Annotated in this window: 26 protein-coding genes and 1 other annotated feature; of the genes, 1 reads left to right on the top strand and 25 read right to left on the bottom strand. The window is 40.8% G+C overall.

Annotated elements, in window-relative coordinates:
- Nucleotides 1-223: 223 nt before the first annotated feature.
- Together ACWPVL_RS08250 and ACWPVL_RS08245 are read right to left on the bottom strand one after the other, a co-directional pair.
- A complete protein-coding gene (locus tag ACWPVL_RS08250) occupies nt 224-574 on the bottom strand; it encodes a hypothetical protein (RefSeq protein WP_125381682.1) in 351 nt (116 codons plus the stop codon).
- Nucleotides 575-594: 20 nt separating this feature from the next.
- Nucleotides 595-1,629 (bottom strand): hypothetical protein, encoded by a 1,035-nt coding sequence (locus ACWPVL_RS08245; protein ID WP_005589771.1) that lies wholly within the window; start codon nt 1,627-1,629, stop codon nt 595-597.
- A gap of 114 nt (nt 1,630-1,743) precedes the next feature.
- Between ACWPVL_RS08245 and ACWPVL_RS08240 the strand changes: the two genes are divergently transcribed.
- Nucleotides 1,744-1,953, top strand: coding sequence for a helix-turn-helix domain-containing protein (locus tag ACWPVL_RS08240; protein WP_005589770.1), 210 nt, complete (start codon nt 1,744-1,746; stop codon nt 1,951-1,953).
- A 220-nt stretch (nt 1,954-2,173) separates the two neighbouring features.
- Here ACWPVL_RS08240 and rplL read toward each other — a convergent pair whose 3' ends face one another.
- The 23 genes from rplL to atpF all read right to left on the bottom strand — a co-directional run bounded on the left by rplL (nt 2,174) and on the right by atpF (nt 20,762).
- Nucleotides 2,174-2,542 carry a 50S ribosomal protein L7/L12 gene (rplL, locus tag ACWPVL_RS08235; RefSeq protein WP_001196964.1) on the bottom strand — a complete coding sequence of 123 codons (369 nt, stop codon included), beginning with the start codon at nt 2,540-2,542 and terminating at the stop codon, nt 2,174-2,176.
- A gap of 73 nt (nt 2,543-2,615) precedes the next feature.
- Nucleotides 2,616-3,116 (bottom strand): 50S ribosomal protein L10, encoded by a 501-nt coding sequence (gene rplJ, locus ACWPVL_RS08230; protein WP_001287273.1) that lies wholly within the window; start codon nt 3,114-3,116, stop codon nt 2,616-2,618.
- A 39-nt stretch (nt 3,117-3,155) separates the two neighbouring features.
- Nucleotides 3,156-3,289 (bottom strand) — a sequence feature (ribosomal protein L10 leader region).
- Between the two features lie 59 nt (nt 3,290-3,348).
- Nucleotides 3,349-3,690, bottom strand: a complete 342-nt coding sequence (locus ACWPVL_RS08225) for a hypothetical protein (RefSeq protein ID WP_454388200.1) — start codon at nt 3,688-3,690, stop codon at nt 3,349-3,351.
- Nucleotides 3,691-3,818: 128 nt separating this feature from the next.
- The gene (locus ACWPVL_RS08220; RefSeq protein WP_045496828.1) at nt 3,819-4,616 is read right to left on the bottom strand and encodes a formate/nitrite transporter family protein; all 798 of its coding nucleotides are present in this window, start codon (nt 4,614-4,616) and stop codon (nt 3,819-3,821) included.
- 113 nt (nt 4,617-4,729) lie between these two features.
- Nucleotides 4,730-5,674: a homocysteine S-methyltransferase gene (mmuM, locus tag ACWPVL_RS08215; RefSeq protein ID WP_454388198.1), complete on the bottom strand. Its 945-nt coding sequence runs from the start codon at nt 5,672-5,674 to the stop codon at nt 4,730-4,732.
- 137 nt (nt 5,675-5,811) lie between these two features.
- On the bottom strand, nt 5,812-6,510 hold the full coding sequence (locus ACWPVL_RS08210) for a glucosaminidase domain-containing protein (RefSeq protein WP_454388196.1): 699 nt from the start codon (nt 6,508-6,510) through the stop codon (nt 5,812-5,814).
- A gap of 292 nt (nt 6,511-6,802) precedes the next feature.
- Complete coding sequence (gene yihA, locus ACWPVL_RS08205) at nt 6,803-7,390, bottom strand: ribosome biogenesis GTP-binding protein YihA/YsxC (RefSeq protein ID WP_005589759.1); 588 nt, start codon at nt 7,388-7,390, stop codon at nt 6,803-6,805.
- A 9-nt stretch (nt 7,391-7,399) separates the two neighbouring features.
- Nucleotides 7,400-8,629, bottom strand: coding sequence for an ATP-dependent Clp protease ATP-binding subunit ClpX (gene clpX, locus ACWPVL_RS08200; RefSeq protein ID WP_015604700.1), 1,230 nt, complete (start codon nt 8,627-8,629; stop codon nt 7,400-7,402).
- Between the two features lie 218 nt (nt 8,630-8,847).
- The gene (locus ACWPVL_RS08195) at nt 8,848-9,360 is read right to left on the bottom strand and encodes a dihydrofolate reductase (protein WP_454388193.1); all 513 of its coding nucleotides are present in this window, start codon (nt 9,358-9,360) and stop codon (nt 8,848-8,850) included.
- Nucleotides 9,361-9,513: 153 nt separating this feature from the next.
- A complete protein-coding gene (locus ACWPVL_RS08190) occupies nt 9,514-9,999 on the bottom strand; it encodes a hypothetical protein (RefSeq protein ID WP_454388191.1) in 486 nt (161 codons plus the stop codon).
- A gap of 134 nt (nt 10,000-10,133) precedes the next feature.
- The gene (locus tag ACWPVL_RS08185) at nt 10,134-10,973 is read right to left on the bottom strand and encodes a thymidylate synthase (protein WP_454388189.1); all 840 of its coding nucleotides are present in this window, start codon (nt 10,971-10,973) and stop codon (nt 10,134-10,136) included.
- A gap of 84 nt (nt 10,974-11,057) precedes the next feature.
- Nucleotides 11,058-11,465 (bottom strand): hypothetical protein, encoded by a 408-nt coding sequence (locus ACWPVL_RS08180; RefSeq protein ID WP_454388187.1) that lies wholly within the window; start codon nt 11,463-11,465, stop codon nt 11,058-11,060.
- 45 nt (nt 11,466-11,510) lie between these two features.
- Nucleotides 11,511-12,470, bottom strand: a complete 960-nt coding sequence (locus ACWPVL_RS08175) for an ROK family glucokinase (RefSeq protein WP_454388185.1) — start codon at nt 12,468-12,470, stop codon at nt 11,511-11,513.
- A 206-nt stretch (nt 12,471-12,676) separates the two neighbouring features.
- Nucleotides 12,677-13,522 carry a DNA/RNA non-specific endonuclease gene (locus ACWPVL_RS08170; protein WP_454388183.1) on the bottom strand — a complete coding sequence of 282 codons (846 nt, stop codon included), beginning with the start codon at nt 13,520-13,522 and terminating at the stop codon, nt 12,677-12,679.
- 72 nt (nt 13,523-13,594) lie between these two features.
- Nucleotides 13,595-13,783: a DNA-directed RNA polymerase subunit beta gene (locus ACWPVL_RS08165; protein WP_005592154.1), complete on the bottom strand. Its 189-nt coding sequence runs from the start codon at nt 13,781-13,783 to the stop codon at nt 13,595-13,597.
- Nucleotides 13,776-15,056: a UDP-N-acetylglucosamine 1-carboxyvinyltransferase gene (gene murA, locus ACWPVL_RS08160; protein WP_061910379.1), complete on the bottom strand. Its 1,281-nt coding sequence runs from the start codon at nt 15,054-15,056 to the stop codon at nt 13,776-13,778. Before murA ends, ACWPVL_RS08165 begins: the two co-directional genes overlap by 8 nt.
- Nucleotides 15,057-15,124: 68 nt before the next feature.
- Nucleotides 15,125-15,355, bottom strand: a complete 231-nt coding sequence (locus tag ACWPVL_RS08155; protein WP_005589742.1) for a DUF1146 family protein — start codon at nt 15,353-15,355, stop codon at nt 15,125-15,127.
- Nucleotides 15,356-15,442: 87 nt separating this feature from the next.
- On the bottom strand, nt 15,443-15,865 hold the full coding sequence (locus ACWPVL_RS08150; protein WP_005589741.1) for a F0F1 ATP synthase subunit epsilon: 423 nt from the start codon (nt 15,863-15,865) through the stop codon (nt 15,443-15,445).
- Nucleotides 15,866-15,872: 7 nt separating this feature from the next.
- On the bottom strand, nt 15,873-17,279 hold the full coding sequence (gene atpD / locus ACWPVL_RS08145) for a F0F1 ATP synthase subunit beta (protein WP_005589740.1): 1,407 nt from the start codon (nt 17,277-17,279) through the stop codon (nt 15,873-15,875).
- Nucleotides 17,280-17,316: 37 nt separating this feature from the next.
- Nucleotides 17,317-18,195 (bottom strand): F0F1 ATP synthase subunit gamma, encoded by an 879-nt coding sequence (locus ACWPVL_RS08140; protein ID WP_005589739.1) that lies wholly within the window; start codon nt 18,193-18,195, stop codon nt 17,317-17,319.
- Nucleotides 18,196-18,210: 15 nt separating this feature from the next.
- A complete protein-coding gene (gene atpA / locus ACWPVL_RS08135; RefSeq protein WP_061910380.1) occupies nt 18,211-19,716 on the bottom strand; it encodes a F0F1 ATP synthase subunit alpha in 1,506 nt (501 codons plus the stop codon).
- A gap of 15 nt (nt 19,717-19,731) precedes the next feature.
- Nucleotides 19,732-20,268 carry a F0F1 ATP synthase subunit delta gene (locus ACWPVL_RS08130; RefSeq protein WP_062004702.1) on the bottom strand — a complete coding sequence of 179 codons (537 nt, stop codon included), beginning with the start codon at nt 20,266-20,268 and terminating at the stop codon, nt 19,732-19,734.
- Nucleotides 20,268-20,762 carry a F0F1 ATP synthase subunit B gene (gene atpF / locus ACWPVL_RS08125; RefSeq protein ID WP_454388179.1) on the bottom strand — a complete coding sequence of 165 codons (495 nt, stop codon included), beginning with the start codon at nt 20,760-20,762 and terminating at the stop codon, nt 20,268-20,270. Before atpF ends, ACWPVL_RS08130 begins: the two co-directional genes overlap by 1 nt.
- Between the last annotated feature and the right edge of the window lie 21 nt (nt 20,763-20,783).

Below are 20,783 nucleotides of genomic sequence, written 5' to 3'. Positions count from 1 at the left end.
AGCAACCCCTTTATTTAAAAAACTACTAAATATAGATAATATTCAAAATTGGAATATTATGCTAAAAACCAAACTAGATTTTTCATTATTAGATGAGTATCAGAAACTGTATGCTGAAATACTTGAATTGTAACGAACAATAAATGTATGAATGAAAATATCACAAAAACAGCTCTATAAATTTATAGAGCTGTTTTAGTAAGTCTTTAATTAGTATAGATAGTTATTTTTTCTGTAAGGTCACTGAACCAAATCCACCACCCCGAACTGTTAACGAATTTCCCGAAACAGAGTAGTATAATTGTGAATCTTCTTTACCTGCAAAATTAAATGTCTTACTTTCCCTATCAATAGTAAATTCTATATTATTTAAAGCAAGATTTAGTGCAGCGTTATCATCGCCAGCCTGAATTTTCACACGCCCCTTGTTCCCGTTAATTGTAATCATCATACTTGCTCCGTCTTCTTTGTAGGTATAAGTCCCATCTAAATCGCTTTTAGATGAGCAGGCAACTAAAAAAATCGCCATCAGCATTGTTACCACAAATACTACTATTTTCTTGAAATTATTCATTCTCTACAGCCACCTTTATTTTATTCTTTATTATCTGAATGTCCTACTTGATAAAAGCTAACATTTTTTGGTTTTTTAACATACGTATCTACCGTTAATTCCATATTATTTTCTGGTTGCTTAGTCACAAAAGATAGAGAAGCAGTACCTACAAATCCCATGAAATTAGTATTACCTACCTTTTTTGTAGCAAGCGGTATTTGATTTGTAGTTAAGTTAAATCTGTCTTCTTTTATCATAAAGTCATCATAAACTTTATTTTCATAAATTAGATTATAAGTTTTAAACTGTAAAACTTCATACTCTGTCTTCTCAAAATCTTCATCAGTGTAAGATTCTAACAAATATTCGTCACCTTTTTTATTGACAAGTCTCTCCTCTAACTGACTTAATTTTTTTAACGCATGAGTTTTATCAGAACCATCTGTTAAAGTCTGCATCTCTAAATTAATTTTAGCTCTTAAAATTGTATAATGTATCTTTGCACTCTCTATTTTTTTCGCTAGATTAATAATCTCTGAATCTGAGGATTTTGCGACTTCAGCAAGTGTCAAAGCATTTATTGATGGCACTTGAATAACACCATCTTGATTTCCATCTTCTGTATCGTATTTCTTTATAACATCTATTAAATTATCCATCGTAATTTTAGTGATGGTATCAGTCTCATTGAAATCATCTAATAAACCTTGCGCGATATTTCCTGAAGAATAAAGATTCCTTCCTAGATAATCTTTTTCATAGTCCTTCGCAGATATTGATGAGAGACTAGTCTCTGTAGACGTATTGTAATAAGTTGTCTTTCTATCTTGTACTAAAAACAATTCCTTCACTTTCCCGTCTTGAGAAACACTATCTACTGCATACCAGATTTGTGCTTCTTTATCACTTTGGTTCAGATATTCACCCAGACCTACTTCTTTCTTTTCTACAACCTTCTTTTCAGTGTTTTCAGTAGTTTTACTTTCTGATTTTTCTTTACTATTTGAACATGCTCCCAACAGCAGAGAAACCGAGAGTAGGGCTAGACTTGCGGTTACTATTTTGTTTTTCATAAAAACTCCTTTTTAAAATCTTTTTCATAATTATACTCAATAAATTGAGTATAGTCAATAGATTGGTTGTGATATTGTCTTTATATAATAAAATTATTATATGCGAGAGTAACTATGGCAATTTCTTACAAACCTTTTTATCAAACATTACTACGAAAAGATGTGAGTGAGTATTATCTCATTAAAATAGAAAAAATATCTGCTAACACACTTTATAGAATGAAGCATGGAGAATCTATTACGACAAAAACCATTGATAGATTATGTGAAATATTGGAGTGCGATGTTGAAGATATAATTGAATACATTAATACTGAGGAATAAAAAAAGAGGAAGTCAACAAAACACTGATTTCCTCTTTTCATTGTTGCAAATTGGTTTACTCCGCAATCTAACCTTTGATGGTTATAAATAAACCCCACCAAGAATAAATCTTAGTGGGGTTTTGGTGGGGAATGAAACTATTTCCCCACTATTTTAATCGCCCTAAGCGACTTGAAAACCTTGATTTACTAGGCTTTCGCAATCAAATTGCGTACCCTTATTATTTAAGAGTAACTGAAGCTCCAGCTTCTTCCAATTTAGCTTTGATTTCTTCAGCTTCTGCAGTTGGAACGCCTTCTTTGATGACACCTGGTGCACCATCAACAAGTTCTTTAGCTTCTTTAAGGCCAAGACCAGTGATTTCACGTACAACTTTGATAACGCCAACTTTTTTGTCACCAGCAGCTGTCAATTCAACGTCAAATGAATCTTTAGCAGCACCAGCATCAGCAGCACCAGCTGCAGCAACAGCTACAGGAGCAGCTGCAGTTACACCAAATTCTTCTTCGATAGCTTTTACAAGGTCGTTCAATTCAAGGATTGAAGCTTCTTTAATTTCAGCAATAATGTTTTCAATGTTCAATGCCATTGTTATTTCCTCCAAATAAGTTTTTATTTTTATAATAATGTTTTGTAGCTAGGCTACGCTGCGTAGCTTAAGATTAAGCTGCGTCTTCTTTGTTGTCTGCAACTGCTTTGACAGCAAGTGCAACGTTGCGAACTGGCGCTTGAAGTACAGAAAGGAGCATAGAAAGAAGTCCTTCGCGGTTTGGAAGAGTTGCAAGTGCAAGAATCTCTTCTTTTGATGCGACAGCGCCTTCAATAGCACCACCTTTGATTTCAAGTGCTTCTGCATTCTTAGCAAAATCGTTCAAGATTTTCGCTGGTGCGATAACATCTTCGTTAGAAAATGCTACTGCAGATGGTCCAACAAATACTGATGCAAGATCTTCAAGACCAGCTTTTTCAGCTGCACGACGTAAGATTGAGTTTTTAATCACTTTGTACTCAACTTCGCTTCCACGAAGCTCACGACGAAGAACAGTATCTTGCTCAACTGTCAAACCACGAGCGTCCACAACAACGATTGATGCAGCAGCTTTCATTTTCTCAGCTACCACGTCAACTAATTCTGCTTTTTTAGCAATAATTGCTTCACTCATTTAGTGTTTCACCTCCGTAATTATTTTGCTTGGGGGAATTTTTCTAAAAGAAAAACGCGCCCAAACCTAGACACGAAAGTACAATACGCTTCTTTTAATGATACGTTTTGTCCTCGGTAGGATTTTTATGAGTCGTGCTCCCCTACTGTCTTAGGCAGTTTTTTCAAACCATGGATAATTATAGCAAAAGAAAAAAAAGATTGCAAGCTTTTTGTGCAATCTTTTTACTTTTTTATGCATTTTTAGAAAAAGTCTTGTCAAGCAAGGATTTACTAGCATCGTCAGCAGGCACCCAGCCATCAGTGAAAACTCGGTCTTTTATCCAAAGACGATTATAGAAAAAGGCCCAAAATAGGTTGTAGGCAGTTCCTACAGGTCTCAAGAAATCATCTGGGATAAGAAGCGTTGCAATCACAGCAAATACAAACAGTGAGCCAAGCATGATCCCAAAGTATTTCCAGTCTTTACGAAAGAGAGGAACGAAAAAGTTAAATAGCAAGGTTGTAATAGAGTACATTGGTGACAAAGTCTTAACATTGCTGCCATCTGGTGCTTGAATAGTGAGTTTATTCATCAAGATCTCCTTAAATATAAAAATATTAATAAAGTTTAACAAAATTTTATATGTTTGTCAATTTAGGAAAATCTAGACAAGAATCAGAGCGTCATTTCTTCAAAAAAATGTAGCCCTAAGACTACATTTTAATCTACATAATGTTCTTCTTTTTTATTGAACCAAGCATATGGCAGACCGATTAGGAGACCACCACCAATCAGGTTTCCTACGAAGGTCACAGCCCAGTGCCGCAGGATATTTCCAATACCAAAATTTGCCACCTGTGACGCAGCTGAGCTAAATTTGACGATAGCAAAAGAAGCAAAGTTAGCTGCCAAGTGTTCGTTGGTTAAGAATACAAACATATAAATGGCTGAAATAACCAAGAAAAGCTTAGCTGTACTATCTTTCACCAAGACGAAGGAAAGAATCGCAATATTAACGAAGACATTGGCGAGTATTCCCTCAAGTAAAATAAGTTCATTGGAACGGGCAAGCTTCATCTGCACAACACCAGCAATGAAACTTTCCTTGCTAAGTCCCGCATAAGCCGCCGAATTAGCAAAGAGCCACCCAGCAATCAGAGCCCCAATCAAGTTAAAGAAAGTACAATAGAACAAAATAATCAATGCTTTTTTCCAGTCAATCTTCTTCAAGAAAGTGCCCGCCGTCAGAAACATCATGTTGGATGTCACCAGCTCAGCATTCAAAAAGACGATGTAGGCCAATCCCCAAGCAAAGATAAAAGGGAAGAGAAAACGACCCGTTCCTGGGACAATCTTATTTGTTAGGTCTGCCGCAATAGCTCCTGCTCCTGTACTGAAAGTCAGAAAAGCCCCCGCAAAGATAGAGCGGACAGCATACTTCCCTTTATTTGTGTCAAACAAGCCTTCTTTCTTACGGCAAGCTGCTTCTATTTTTGGAATAAATGTCGATTCGACCATAATAATTCTCCTCTAAGTTAAACTATGTACAGTATATCACAAACTTTTGTTTTTCGAAAGCGTTTTCTGTAAGTTTTTTTCTAAATTTGAACTTGAAATTGGAATGCTATATTTCAAGTTCTTAGTTCGCTTGCTAGCCGCCTTATATCTTCTGGCCGAGTTCGACAGCAACCGCCAAAAAGCTGAACGCCCTGCTTTTTCCAAAGTTGACTATAGTCGAGCAAACAGAGATCCTGCTTTGGATTGTCCTGCCAAGTATTGGTCACACCATTATAGATTTCTCCAGAATTTGGATAGGCTAGTAAGGGCTTATCGCACACCTGTTTTAACTTTTCTAATAAAGGAGCAATCAAATGTGGAGCTGTGCAGTTAAAACCGACAGCCAATACTTGTGGACTCGACTGAGCCAAGCGCCCAACTTCTTCTATTAGTGTTCCATCTGAAATCGCTGATGCCGTTTGAGCAGTAAAAGATAAATAGGCTTCCACCTGCGAAAATTCTTCTGATAGTAAATGAACAAGCGCCTTGGTTTCTGCTCCGTTAGGAATCGTTTCAAGTGCCAGCAAATCACACCTCGCATCCAGCAAGGCCTGTATCCGCGGACGATGAAAGTCTTTAAATTCCTCCTCACTCAAGTGATAGGCTCCTGTATATTCCGATCCATCAGCCAGGTAAGCAGCATAAGGTCCGACAGATCCAGCTATCAGAGGATATGATCGCTGCTGATCATCTAGCGATAATCTCCCCCAGACATTTTTAACCGCTGCCTGTGCTAAAAAGACTGTCTCTTTGAATAGTTCATGAGCCTTATCTAAACTCAATCCTTCTTCGACAAAAGCTGGAATGCTGGCCTGATAACTGGAAGTGGTGATAATGTCACTGCCCGCCCGAACATAATCCTCATGCAGGTCTTGGATAATCTGAGGATTCTCAAGCAAGTACTTGGCTGACCAAAGCCGACCAGAAACATCATAACCCTGCCTCTCCAGCTCTGTCCCCAAAGCACCATCTAGAATTATTATGTCTTGCTTTTCAAGTAAGTCTTTAAACGCTCCCATTCTTGCTCCTCAAGCTTTTTCTAAAATAACAGCTTAGTCAGTTTTGCTAAAGATAAATAAGTCTGCTTATTTGAAATGATCGTCTATTTCATTAGTAAAACGCAAAAAAGAGATTACTACAATCTCTTTTTTCTTATCTAGTTACGTGATGCCCATGCTTGATCTGTTTCCAGAACATCTTGAGTCGTATATTGTCCACGGTAAGGATTGTAAACCATATTAGACGCTCCTGTCTGATAGCTAGGCGAATCAAACTGAGTCAGATTGTATGCTTCAATCAGATAGTTCAATTTTGCATAGTAATGACTATCCGTTGCATATACACCTGTCAAGGCAGCTGTCGCATCTTGATAAGTCGGGGCATTGCTCTTCCAAGCTCCTGCAAAATGACCTTGTCTCAAGACGTAGACATAATCCTGAAGTGACTCAGCGTAGCTTGAGTAAGAGCGGAATTGATCGTTGATTGCGTAGGTATTGCCCTGACCGTCTTCTTCCAAGGTCTCCATCGTCGCTGACTGACCAGCATAAGCTCCTTTAATCCCAAACAAATTATAGTGAGGATAGCCTGATAGACCAGACTGGCCAGAACCACTCTCCAAAATAGCTTGTGCAATCATCACAGAAGCATATAGATCATTATCCTGGGCCAATTGGCGAGCTGGCTCACTAATTTGTGAAATGAAATATTCTGTTTGGTTCAATGGTTGCTGAACAGCATCATTTGCACTTACTGGCTTGATTTGCTTTGACAAAGCCAGACCAAAGACAACGGTTGAAGCCATCACTGCCAAACCTGTCAAAAGTTTTTTTCTTTCTTTTGAAATTCTCTTCTTCACAGTCTTTCTCCTAAATACAATATTTGTTCTACTATTGTAACATACTAAAAGCAAAATAACATTAGCAATAAATTACAAGTATATGACATTTTTTAGATCTTCTACGAATATAAGTTTCACAAGCCACGATTGTTCCATTCAAAACTTCCTCGTTCGACTTGCATAATGAGCCTTATCATAAAGATATACAGGCTGAACTGAAGATGAAAATAACCTGACTCCAATTCATACGGAATCAGGCTATGATCTTAAACTCTGAAAGTTCAACTATCATTCCGATACAATCTAGCATCTAGATCTTGCCTAAAATCGCATCCCAGGCTTGATCAAGACCAGTTTTATCAACTGAAGAAAAGATAATAAAATCATCAGTTTTATCAAAGTCCAGCTTTTTCTTAATGGCACTTTCATGCTTATTCCACTTACCTCGCGGAATTTTATCAGCCTTGGTAGCCACAACAATAACTGGAATTTCATAGTATTTGAGAAACTCGTACATCTGTACATCATCCGCACTAGGGTCATGACGCAGGTCTACTAGACTTACGACCGCTCGCAGATTGTCCCGACTGGTCAAGTATTCCTCAATCATTTTGCCCCATTTAGCGCGCTCCGTTTTTGAAACCTTGGCATAGCCGTAACCAGGAACGTCCACAAAACGGAGCTTATCATCGATATTGAAAAAGTTCAACAGTTGCGTTTTACCAGGCTTACCCGAAGTCCGCGCTAAATTTTTGCGATTGAGTAGAGTATTAATAAAACTAGATTTACCAACATTGGAGCGACCCGCCAAGGCGATTTCCGGGATATCATCCTGAGGGTAATGCGACTTATTGGCCGCACTCAGTAAAATCTCAGCATTATGTGTATTGATTTCCATAAGCTTCCCCTAGGCAGTTTCTAAGATTGGCTTGTCTGTGCCGTCCACTGCTTCCTTCGTGATACGAACCAGTTTGACATTTTCCTGACTTGGCACTTCAAACATGACATCCATCATGGTTTCTTCAATAATTGAACGAAGTCCACGCGCACCCGTCTTGCGTTCGATGGCTTTTCTCGCAATGGCTTGCAGGGCTTCCTCGTCAAATTCAAGTTCAACATCATCATAAGAAAGCAAGGTTTGGTATTGCTTCACTAGCGCATTTCTAGGTTCATTCAAAATGCGAACCAGATCATCAACAGTCAGCTGCTCTAGGGCTGCAAAAACTGGCAAACGACCAATCAACTCAGGAATAATCCCAAATTTTTGAATATCATCAGCGACAATGGCCTGCATATAAGACGCACCCTCGTCAATGGCCTTATTATTTTGACCGAAACCGATAATCTTCTCACCAAGACGTTGTTTGACAATTTCTTCGATACCGTCAAAAGCACCGCCAACAATGAAAAGAATATTCTTGGTATCAACTTGAATCATTTCTTGCTGCGGATGCTTGCGGCCACCCTGAGGAGGGACGCTAGCAACCGTTCCTTCGATAATCTTCAGCAAGGCTTGCTGAACACCTTCACCTGAGACATCACGAGTGATAGAAACATTTTCGCTCTTCTTAGCAATCTTGTCGATTTCATCCACATAAATGATGCCGCGTTCTGCCCGTTCAATATTGAAATCAGCTGCCTGTAAAAGCTTGAGCAGGATATTTTCCACATCTTCACCAACATAGCCAGCCTCAGTCAAAGCAGTGGCATCCGCAATAGCAAAAGGAACATTGAGACTGCGCGCCAAGGTCTGAGCCAGGAATGTTTTCCCAGATCCAGTTGGACCAATCATGAGGATGTTTGATTTTTGTAGTTCCACATCATCCTCTTCGCGACTGTCATGAAAATTAATCCGCTTATAGTGATTGTAAACAGCAACTGCCAAAGCCCGCTTAGCCCGATCTTGACCAATCACATAGTGGTTCAAAATATTGAGCAATTCTTGTGGTTTTGGTACTTCAGAAAGATCAGCTAAAACTTCCTCAGCTAATTCTTCTCGAATAATTTCCTGCGCCAACTCGACACATTCATTACAGATAAAGGCATTGTTGCCCGCAATAATTTTTTGGACTTCGTCCTGATTCTTTCCACAGAAAGAACAATATACCATCATCTCATTATTACGATTTGTAGGCATTTTTTACTCCCATTCTAAATTTCTAATTCAATTTTTATTTACATTTTAAAAGAGGGTCATATAAAAAGCATGGATGGAATTAACAAGATTCGTAAAAGCATTTAACAAAAATAAAATAGCCAATCCATAACGTTTTTTACGAAAAGTCTGAAGCGAACAGATCAGACAAATTGCACATAAAAAGGCCGTAAAAAAACCAAAAACACTTCTTTCCATTCCTATGAACCCTTTCTTTTGAGGATTTTTACGGTGAAATCATACTCATTTTTTTCATCTTTGGGTCGAAAGCGACTACTTACTTCTTCAAACTGTGTCAGATCAAAGTCTACTGGGAAATAAGTATCACCTTCCAAGCTAGCATGGATTTCTGTCTTAATCACCTCATCCAATTCATGCTCAAATAAAGAAAAGATTTGGCCGCCACCGATAATATAGAGATTCTTCTCTTGCTCTTGGTACCATTTCAACACCGCTGAAAGATCATGAAATACCAAAACACGCTCATCTTCAATCTGATAATTCCTATCGCGTGTCAAAATCAGAGTTTTTCTATTTGGCAACACGCGTCGATGCATGCCATCAAAAGTCACCCGCCCCATTAAAATCGCATGTCCAGTCGTGATTTCTTTGAAATGCTTCAACTCTGCTGGTAAATGCCATGGCAAGCTTTGGTCTTTGCCAATCAGACCATTTTGATCCTGTGCCCAAATCGCCGCAATCTTTTTCGTCATTTCTCTATCCTTCACATTGATATTTCTATTCTATCAAAATTTATTAAAAAAGACTTGTTTGGACTATCACTTCTATCTATTTATTTTTGTCAGCCAATCCAGACAAAAAATCGATAACCCAAAAGATTATCGACTATTCATTTGCTAGGCAAATTACTCTTTCTTCATCTTTTTGACAAAGACAAATCCTACAACAGCAGCCACAAGGCCAAACAAGGAAACGTTCAAGAGCGTTGAGTCTGACTTCTTAGGCTCAGCAGTAGCAGCCTCTTTTTTATCCGCTAAGGGATCAATATCGCACCCCTCTCTTTTGACTGACTTGCCTTCAGTTGAATCCTCAGCATTGCTTTGCTCGGTCCCTTTGTTTTTAGGGCCTTTTCCATGACAAAGCAAATCAATCGTATAGGATTTCTTTCCCTGATTTGCCCCATCCGAACCTTGGTCTACAAGCTGTAGAAAGTCATCTTCTTCCACTGAAGAATCCGCAATTTGCTCAAGTTGGAACTCTGCCTGCTGGACTTCATCCGCACCCACAACAGCCATCGGTGTCACAGAAACCGATAGGCCAAGTAAAAATGAACAAATGCTCAGACTAAAGAGTTTTCTCCTGCTTCTATGTGTTAAAAAATTTGCTTCCATATCAATACCTCCGAGATAGGCACTAGCGAAACACATATATCTATTGTCATTATAGCACTTACAAAATATATTTCAATCATTTGCTCTTAAAAATTAAAAAACCTACTGACGGTCATTCAGTAGGGAAAATACACTCAAATCGCCAAATCAAACTTGAGTTGAGGTTTGACCGGATCATAGTCTAATAACTCAAAATCTTCTGCTTTAATATCGAAGAAATTGGTCCCATCCGGCACATTTAAAACGAGTCGAGGTTGGCAGTTGCTAGGTTCCCGACGCAATAGTTCTTCCGCCTGCTCAAACTGGTTGTCATAGATGTGCAAGTTATTGATGAAGTAAAAGAACTTGCCGACCTTCCAGCCGAAATGCTTGGCAATCATCATCTGCAGAGCCACATATTGCATAGCATTGATATGGTGAGCAACCAGCATATCATTTGAGCGCTGGGTCAGAGTCGCATCCAGATAAATATCTCCATCTACACGTCGAACATCAAACATGGTTTGAAAAGCACATGGTAGTAAGCCGTCTGTTTCTTCAAACGCTTCATAATCCCAGAGAGAGATGATATTGCGACGATTCCAAGGATTGGCTTCCAGCTGTTGGAGAATTTTATGGATAATATTGTGCTTCTTGACAACAGCACCATAGCGCTGGCCAATAGTACCCGTGTCGCCAACTTCCCAGTCATTCCAATAGTGAACATGATACTTGTCGTTGAGCAGTTCCAGGCTATTGGACTGGTCTTGATAAATCCAAAGGACTTCCTTGATGGCAGACTTGATGGCAATAGGGCGCAGAGTCGTAATTGGAAACTCGCCCTTTCTCAAATCATATTCTGCAAATGAACCTGTGATATATTTGGAGTTGGCCACATTTCCATCCTTGTAGCGCGGACGGGCATTCTCAGAAAAAACACCTTGCTCCATAATTTTTTTAATATTCTCTTTGAAAATCGTATCTGCTAGCGTCATGATTTCTCCTTCGTTCAGTGAGCTTTTTCTAGTATAGCAAATTTTCCATAAAAATTCTCCTGCCAAGTTTAGCAGGAGAAAACTTTATTTGACCCATTCATCTGGATGATTGAGCTTATTCGCATCCTTTTCTGATAATCTCAAGGTAATATCTGACACAGCAGGAATATTTGAAAGAGTGACATAGGGGTAGTTTTTGTAGGTCGTGAATTTAACGCCACTTTCTCCCTTTCTTCCACTAATATCATAAATATAATTAACCTCTGCATCATCAGGTAAATCAACCCAAGCATCTTCATTATCTTCCTCAGATTCGACCTTATCCAGAATGTCTGCAAATTCATCCAAGGTTTTGGTGTTTCTTGTCTGATAAATCTGCTGATTCTGACTATTCAATATGGTCAGAAAACCTTCTGTCTTTGATTCGCAAGCGGATAAGATCAAAAGAAAAACGGGAAATAATATTAGAAAATATGCAACTTTTCTCTTCATTTTTAGCCCTCCTTATAGCTATGCTAAGAGAGGAAGTAATTAGAACTATTGAAGTACCAGCGAAGCTGCTCCGATAACCCCGGCATCGTTTCCGAGAGTTGCAAGAGCTAATTTAGTTGATGTACGCACTTGTGGGAAGGTATTTTCATCATAAACTTTTTGGACACCTTGTAGAAGGAATTCTCCCGCTGCTGACACTCCGCCACCGATAACAATGGTTGAAGGGTTTAGGATAGAGCCGATATTGGCACAAGCGATTCCCAAGTAACGTGAGAAGTTGCGATAAACGATCAAGGCAAGATCGTCGCCTTCTTTTGCCAAATCAAATACAGTTTTGGCTGTTACTTCTTCACCGTCATCAATCAAGCGTTTCAAAGTTGCGTCGCCTTCGTATTCATCGGCATATCGACGAGTCAAGTTGACAATCCCAGTTGCAGAAGCTACTGTTTCAAGGCAGCCTTTCTTACCACAAGTACATGCGATTGGTTGATCGAAATCAACAGTGATATGGCCCAGCTCGCCTGCCGCACCTGCCACACCGTGGAGCAATTTACCTTCCGCAACGATACCGCCACCAACACCAGTACCAAGTGTCATAAAGACAACGTCTGGTTGGTTGTCACCAGCACCCATCCAACGCTCACCAAGCGCAGCTACGTTGGCATCATTATCAATGAAGAATGGAATGCCTGTCGCTTTTTCGATTTTCTCTTTTACCGGCTGGAGGGTTTTCCAGTTCAGGTTATAGGCACCAATAACAGTCCCTTTCTCACGGTCAACCACACCCGGTGATCCCATGCCAATTCCGACAAAGTCCTCAGCTGATAGATTTAGGAGCTCCAAACGATGCTGAATAGACTCAATCATATCGTCTACAATATGGCTTCCTTCATCCAAAATATTAGTTTTAATAGACCATTTTTCTTGGATTTCGCCCTCTTGCGTTAAAATTGCAAATTTGATAGATGTACCACCAAGGTCAATCCCAATAATTTTTTTTGACATGATATTCTCCTCTGTATTCGTTCTCCCTCTTATTATAGCAGATTTTTTTAACGGTGAAAAGGTTTGCACGGGATTTTTTACGTTTAGTTTGTGCTTATTTCACTCAAAATAAAAATCGGCATCTCTTGAGATACCGACAAGTCTATTGAAGCACACAAATCATCCTAGCTGCTAACTTCAAATGGATCATATTATTTAAATCATGTTTATCTAATGCTCACTCTGCCAGTGCGATAATCAAGGACAATTCCTGACTGGACATTGGGAACGAAGACATTGAATTCCAAACTTCCATCACTGGACTTGGCTTCTAAATGCGAGCCAGAGGACACCAGATCATTTTCCGAAGCATAGATCAAGGTGACACGATAGCGGACTCGCTTATTCTGGTCTAAGGCACGGCGAATCTGAGTTTCATAGTAATTCTGCCCCGTCGAGTTGTCTTTATTTGCCTGATTGGCCCAAGCTGTTTGGACTGCGATATTGGCTGGATTGCTAGTGGAAGCATCAAAGCCCTTTAAGCCACCGATTAGAGAGTAAGCTAAGAGATGCCCGCGATCCACTGCATGGTTGTATTCACCAGATAGATGTTTGACTTGGTGCCAACCAGCAGGAACCCAAGAAGTGGAACCATTTCCCGTTTCTTCCCGTGATTTATACTGGCGGGTCGATTTGGCAAGCAAGGCATTGGCTACTGTTGGAACTGTCTGCCCCTGAACCATCTTCGTTTTATTATCTGCATAAGGCGCACTCGACACTTTGGCATTTAAGTTCGTTTGATTCCCATCGATGATGAAAGCTCCAGCTCCATTCCACTCGATTTTTCCACCAAGTTGTGAACGCACTGAGTCAGTGAGAACACTCTCAGCCAGCGCTTGATCTGGTGTGCTGGTATCCCTATTTTGACTAATGGCTGACGATGTATTTACCGCTGGTGACTGATTGCCATTTCCAAAAAAGTAGGCTCCCAGTGATAAAGTCAGAGCAACCAGAAGCCCAGCTATAGTCTGAGTAGATTTAATGCTCTTTTTTTGTAATTTTTTTTTGGGCATCTTTCCTTTTCCATTTAAAAGGACTGCGCAAAGTTCTGCACAGTCGGTAAATTAGTGAACACTCTCGGCAGATCAATGACCAGTGAACTTAGAAACAAGTTCATTCCAAGTATCTAGCGATAAGATAGACCAAGGATTGTCTGCATTTCCAATCACGCCATATCCGATAACCAGACCAAGACAAAAAATGATAAAAGCGACTACCAGCACCAAGGCAATGATGCCTAGTTGTCTAGCCAAATATTTCCAATTTTCACTCATCATCTTCTTCCTTTACGCGTTTGATGTTGGCACCAAGAGCCGCCAGCTTTTCATGAAATTTATAATAGCCACGATCCAAATGGACCAACTTGCTAACTTTTGTCTCCCCTTCAGCAATCAAGCCCATCAAAATCAAGGTCGCACTAGCCCGGAGATCTGTCGACATCACTTCTGCTCCTTGCAGGCTGCTACCACCCCAAATCCGAGCGGTATCCCGCATAATATCAGAGTGAAGACCCATCCGTCGCATCTCTTCTAAGTGCTGGAAGCGGTTTTCAAAGACCGTCTCAACCATGACAGACTCTCCTTGGGCTATCGCCATCAAGGCAGTAAACTGAGCCTGCATATCGGTTGGGAAACCTGGATAAGGCAAGGTTTTGACAGACACAGCTTTTAACTTTGAAACATCTGAACGGACGCGAATTCCTTCGTCTTCTTCAGTCACTTCCACACCCATTTCTTGCATCTTTGACAGAAGAGGACGATTGTGCTCCCAAATCGCATCCTCAATCAGCAAATCACCACCCGTCATAGCAGCAGCAACCATAAATGTACCAGCTTCGATACGGTCTTGCACGACATTGTGCTCAGCTCCATGAAGTTTTTCAACACCGATGATTGTTATATTCTCCGTTCCTGCTCCTCTGACCTTAGCGCCCATTTTATTTAACAGTAAGGCCAAGTCGACAATTTCAGGTTCTCGAGCAGCATTTTCGATAACAGTGGTACCTTGAGCTAAAGTTGCCGCCATCATAATATTCTGTGTCGCACCAACACTTGGGAAGTCCATGTAAATATGCGCCCCCATCAAGCGGTCTGCCTTAGCTTCAATGTATCCAGCAGTCTGCGTAATCTGAGCACCCATTGCCTCCAAGCCCTTCAAATGAAGGTCGATAGGCCGGCTACCAATCGTACAACCGCCCGGCATGGACACTTTAGCATGCCCATTACGAGCAAGAATGGGACCCAATACAACAATCGAAGCCCGCATCTTGCTGACATACTTATAAGGAGCCTCTTCGGTCAATGGTTTAGTCGCATCTACAACTACAGTATTTTCATCTTGATCAAAGTCTACCTGCGTATTCAAGCCGCGAACAACATTGTTCATGGTAAAAACATCCGAAAGGACTGGCACATTTTTAAGAGTTGTTTTTCCTTCACTGGCTAAGACAGTTGCTGCCAACAGCGGCAGTACCGCATTTTTAGCTCCTTCAATCCGAACTCTGCCAACCAGACGGTTATTTCCACCCTGAATAATAATTTTTTCCATACTAACTAGTTACTCCAAATCTTAAAAATTCATCCTTACTATCATACCATAAAATCAAGATTCTGACCTTATAAAGTTCCATTAAAGATTGCCCGACTCATATCATAAATACCGATAAAAAATAGGCTAGCCATGTAGCCCAAGGCAATACTTAGCAATAAAATCAAAAAACGAATTTTGATGGCATTATCAGCATTTACTTTTAGAAATCTTTCCCAACTGACCACTGTAGACAAAAGATGAAAAGACATAAAGATAAAGAGCAGATGGCTGCATAATCGAAACATTAATTCTATCATAGATTTTATTATACCATAAGAAGAGCTATTTCTAGCGGAAAGGAGTATGGGACAATAAAAAAGAATGGAAACTCCATTCTTTTTTCATTACATTCTTGTTCCAACGTTAATACGGTTGATGGCACGCTGGAGGGCGATTTTAGCGCGTCTCTCTTGGTCAATCAAATGCTTGTCTTGGGCTTCTTCGATCTCTTTCTCAGCACGCAGCTTAGCTCGCTCGGCACGGCTGATATCAATATCACGCTCACGCTCAGCTGAGTCCGCGATAATGGTAATCACATTATCAGCAATTTCTATGATGCCACCGTTGACCGCAATCCAGTCAATATGCTTGTCATCATCGATTCTGCGTACCTTGACTTGATCCACTTCCAAAACAGCAATTGTATTGATATGGCGAGGCAAAATCCCCATTTCTCCGTCAATCGTTTTTACGGAAACAAATGCAGCACGGTGGTCATAGATCAGACCATCCGGTGTAACGATTTGTACTGTCATTTGAGCCATCATTCACCTCTTAGAATCCCATTTTTTCAGCTTTAGCGATGACATCCTCAATCGAACCGACACCACGGAAGGCATCTTCTGGTAACTTATCGTACTTGCCTTCGAGGATTTCTTTAAAGCCACGAACCGTCTCAGCTACAGGCACATAAGATCCCGGCTGGCCAGTAAATTGCTCCGCAACGTTGAAGTTTTGAGACAGGAAGAATTGAATCCGACGCGCACGCGCAACCAAAGTCTTTTCTTCATCTGACAACTCATCCATACCTAGGATAGCAATGATATCCTGCAATTCATGATAACGTTGCAATACGCGTTTCACTTCGGCAGCCACTGCATAGTGCTCTTCACCAACAATCTCAGGAGAAAGAGCCCGAGAGCTTGAAGCAAGCGGATCCACGGCTGGATAAATCCCCAATTGAACCAATTTACGTTCCAAGTTGGTTGTAGAGTCCAAGTGGGCAAAAGCCGTTGCTGGAGCCGGGTCAGTATAGTCATCGGCTGGCACGTAGATGGCCTGAATAGAAGTTACAGAACCTTTCTTAGTCGATGTGATACGCTCTTGCAATTGCCCCATTTCTGTCGCAAGTGTTGGTTGGTAACCAACGGCTGATGGCATCCGACCCAAAAGGGCAGAAACTTCAGAACCTGCCTGCGTGAAACGGAAGATGTTGTCAATGAAGAGCAAGACATCTTGACCTTCCACATCACGGAAGTATTCTGCAATCGTCAAACCAGTCAAAGCAACCCGCATACGCGCTCCTGGTGGCTCATTCATCTGACCGAAGACCATGGCTGTTTTCTCGATAACGCCAGATTCCTTCATTTCCCAGTAAAGGTCATTTCCTTCACGAGTACGTTCCCCAACACCGGTAAATACGGAAATACCACCATGCTCTTGGGCAATGTTGTGGATCAATTCCTGAATCAGGACAGTCTTACCAACTCCGGCACCACCGAAGAGTCCGACTTTACCACCTTTAAGATAAGGTGCTAAAAGGTCGATAACCTTGATACCTGTTTCTAAGATCTCTGATGAAGTAGACAACTCATCAAAGGTTGGAGCTTTCTTATGGATTGGCTGGCGCTCTGCATCATCCGCAAAAGGAGCATCCAAGTCAATGGTATCTCCCAAAACGTTAAAGACGCGACCAAGTGTTTCTTTGCCGACTGGCACAGAAATTGGACGGCCAGTATCTAGCACTTCCATGCCACGAGTCAACCCATCCGTTGATTCCATAGCGATGGTCCGAACCACTCCATCACCAAGCTCAAGAGCTACTTCAAGGACGATTTTTGATTTTTTTTCGTCATTTTTATAGACTACAAGTGCATTATTGATCTCAGGTAGCTTGTCGCCAGCTGCAAACGCTACGTCTACAACCGGTCCGATAACCTGAGTAATTTTGCCTGAGCTCATTCTTTTCTCCTCTTTATACTATTTATTTTCTGTGACACTATTCCAGTGCACTTGCACCCGCCACAATTTCAGTAATTTCCTGCGTGATAGCTGCTTGTCTAGCACGGTTATACTGAATGGTCAAATCATTGATAACTTTTTTAGCGTTATCCGTTGCTGTCTGCATGGCTGTCATACCAGCAGCATTTTCAGCAGTTTTTGCGTCAATAATGGCTCCGTAAATCATACTTTCAGCAAACTGAGGCAAGAGCTGATCTAAAATCGCGTTTCGGCTGGATTCTAATTCTAGATTGAGGATATAGTTCTCATCCGCTTCACTAGGATCCAAGTCGACGATTGGCAACATCTGCTCTACCCGCATCTGACTGGTCAAACTGTTGACATGGTGGTTATAGCACACATAAAGTTCATCAAAAAGCTCATTCTGATACATTTCAATGGTCTTGGAAATGATTTTCCGAACTTCATCAAAACTCGGATGATTGGCTAAACCGCGCAATTCATAAATCGGTTGAATACCTCGTGCGCGGAAGAAATCCGCTCCCATTCCTCCGATCGAAATAATGACATAGTCATCTTTTTCGTGGTATTCCGAAATCAATTCCATCATGGATTTGAGGATGGTTGCGTTGTAGCCACCGACCAAACCACGATCAGACGTAATGACGATATAAGCCGTTTTCTGAACTGGTCTGCTCTTTAGCAGTGGATGATGGCTAACATTTTCTTCCTCATGTCCATGCAAAAGGTCGGTCAAGAGTTTTCGAACCTTAGAAGCATAAACCTGGAAGTTTTTTGCTGCTTCTTCGGACTTTCCTAACTTAGATGCAGAAACCATCTGCATCGCATTAGTGATTTGACTGGTGTTTTTTGTGGATGCAATTTTATTTTTGATATCATTTAATGAAACTGCCATCTGACACCTCTATTCTTATTTGAAGTTAGACTGATTAATAAATTCAGTAATAGCGGCGTCCAGCACTTCTTCGCTCGGCAAATCTTTTGTCTGACGAATGGTTTCATAAATGTCTTCATGATGAGCATCAAAGTAAGCGAAAAGCTCTGCTTCAAACTGAAGAATCTCATCCACTGGTACTGTATCAAGGAAGCCGTGAGTCAGTGCATAAAGGATCACAACTTGTTTTTCAACTGGCAGTGGCTCATGAACTGGCTGTTTCAATACTTCTACCGTACGGCGTCCACGGTTCAACTTAGCCTGAGTTGCTGCATCGAGGTCACTACCAAATTTGGTAAAGGCTTCTAACTCACGATATGAAGCAAGGTCAATACGCAGGGTTCCTGCAACCTTCTTCATGGCCTTGATTTGTGCAGACCCACCTACCCGAGATACAGATGAACCCGCATCAATAGCTGGACGAATACCTGCATTAAAGAGACCATCTCCAAGGAAGATTTGTCCATCCGTAATTGAAATCACGTTGGTCGCGATATAGGCTGAGATATCTCCTGCTTGTGTCTCGATAAATGGTAGGGCTGTGATTGAGCCACCACCTAGCTCATCAGAAACCTTAGCTGAACGCTCAAGCAGACGGCTGTGAAGGTAGAAAACATCCCCTGGGAAGGCTTCACGACCTGGCGGACGACGAAGCAAGAGGGAAAGCTCACGATAAGCTACCGCTTGTTTAGACAAATCATCATAAACGATGAGAACGTGTTTGCCATTGTACATAAATTCTTCAGCCATTGCTACACCGGCATAAGGAGCCAAGAAAAGCAATGGAGATGGTTGTGAAGCTGATGCTGTTACCACGATAGTATAATCCAAGGCTCCATACTGGCGAAGAGTTTCCACCTGTGTACGGACAGTAGATTCCTTTTGACCAATGGCAACATAGATACAGATCATATCCTGCCCTTTTTGGTTGAGGATCGCATCGATGGCAATACTAGTTTTACCAGTCTGACGGTCACCGATAATCAATTCCCGCTGACCACGACCAATTGGTACAAGGGCATCAATAGCTTTCAAACCTGTTTGCAATGGTTCTGACACAGACTTCCGTTGCATAACTCCTGGAGCTGGTGCTTCTACAGGGCGTGTTTTAGTTGTAGCAAGCTCACCCAAGCCGTCAACAGGACGACCGAGTGGATCTACGACACGACCAATCAAAGCATCTCCAACAGGAACTTCCATGATTTTACCCGTACGACGAATCGTATCGCCCTCACGAATATCTGTAAAATCACCCAAGATAATGATTCCGACATCGGTTGACTCCAAGTTTTGGGCCATACCATAAGAACCATTTTCAAAAATCAAGAGCTCGCCACTCATGGCATTATCAAGACCGTGGGCACGAGCAATTCCATCACCAATATAAGTGACGACCCCAGTTTCTGTGACGTCAAAATTTGGCTGGAAATTTTCAATTTGTTGCTTAATTAAAGCGCTGATTTCTTGTGCGTTAATCGCCAAAATTCACACCACTTTCTATTTCAAATTTTCTTTTACGAGTTGTAATTGACGTTTTATACTTGCATCAATTGTCTTATTATTGGCTGAAATGACGAAGCCACCGATCAGGCCAGCATCTAATTCCTGCTTGAGCGAGCGAACCTTGAGGCCCATTTTTTGCTCGATCATTGGTTTCAATCTTTCTTTTTGACTGTCTGTCAATGCTTGAACAGATTTAACCGTCACTTCAAATTCATTGCTTTGTTTCTCAATCTGATGCTGAATTTCTACCAACATATCGTAGAACAAATCTGCTCGATGATTGAGAATAACGACTTCGATAAAGTTATCAATCAGCTGTGAATCTGAGTTTTGAAAAAGTCGAAGAGCCTTCTCCTTCTCTCCCTCATCAACGCCAATATGTGATAAAAAGTCAGCAAGATTTGTTTCTTCAAACACAGCCTTAATTTGGCTTAGTTTTTCAAAAACATCTTGTTGCTGACCTTTTTCAAATACTAATTGAACAAAAGGCAAGGTATATTTTTCAATTACCGCATAGTGCTTTTTGTCCATTAAGCATCTCCTAATTTATCAATATAACGATCAATAAGCTCACTGTGTGCTTTTGTATCAAGCTGCTGGCTCAAGATCTTACTTGCAAGACTTATTGTTAGGTCAGCCACATCGTCTTTAATGCTATTCAAGGCTTCTGCCTTGCTTTGAGCAATTTCCTGATTGGCTTTTGCTTTCAAACGTCCAGCTTCTTCAGCTGCATCCGCTAAAATTCCAGCCTTATTTTTTTCAGCTGTTTCCTTAGCATGTTCGATAATCGTCGTTGCTTCCTGACGACTTCCTGCTAATTCATTCTCACGTTTTTGCGCAAGTTCCTCAGCCTTTTTACGGGCTGACTCAGCCCCGTCAATATCATCCGTAATCTTTTTAGAACGTTCTTCTAAGATACTGGTAATATTGCTCCAGGCAAACTTCTTTACTAAAAAAATTAATAAAAGGAAGGAACCAGCGATGAGAATAAAGTCACCAATAATGGCACCGATAGTTACGTGCATTCCTTTTCTTCCTTTCTACTT

This window comes from Streptococcus sp. Marseille-Q8145 (assembly GCF_965112035.1).
This window is presented reverse-complemented; position numbering and strand designations above follow the sequence as displayed.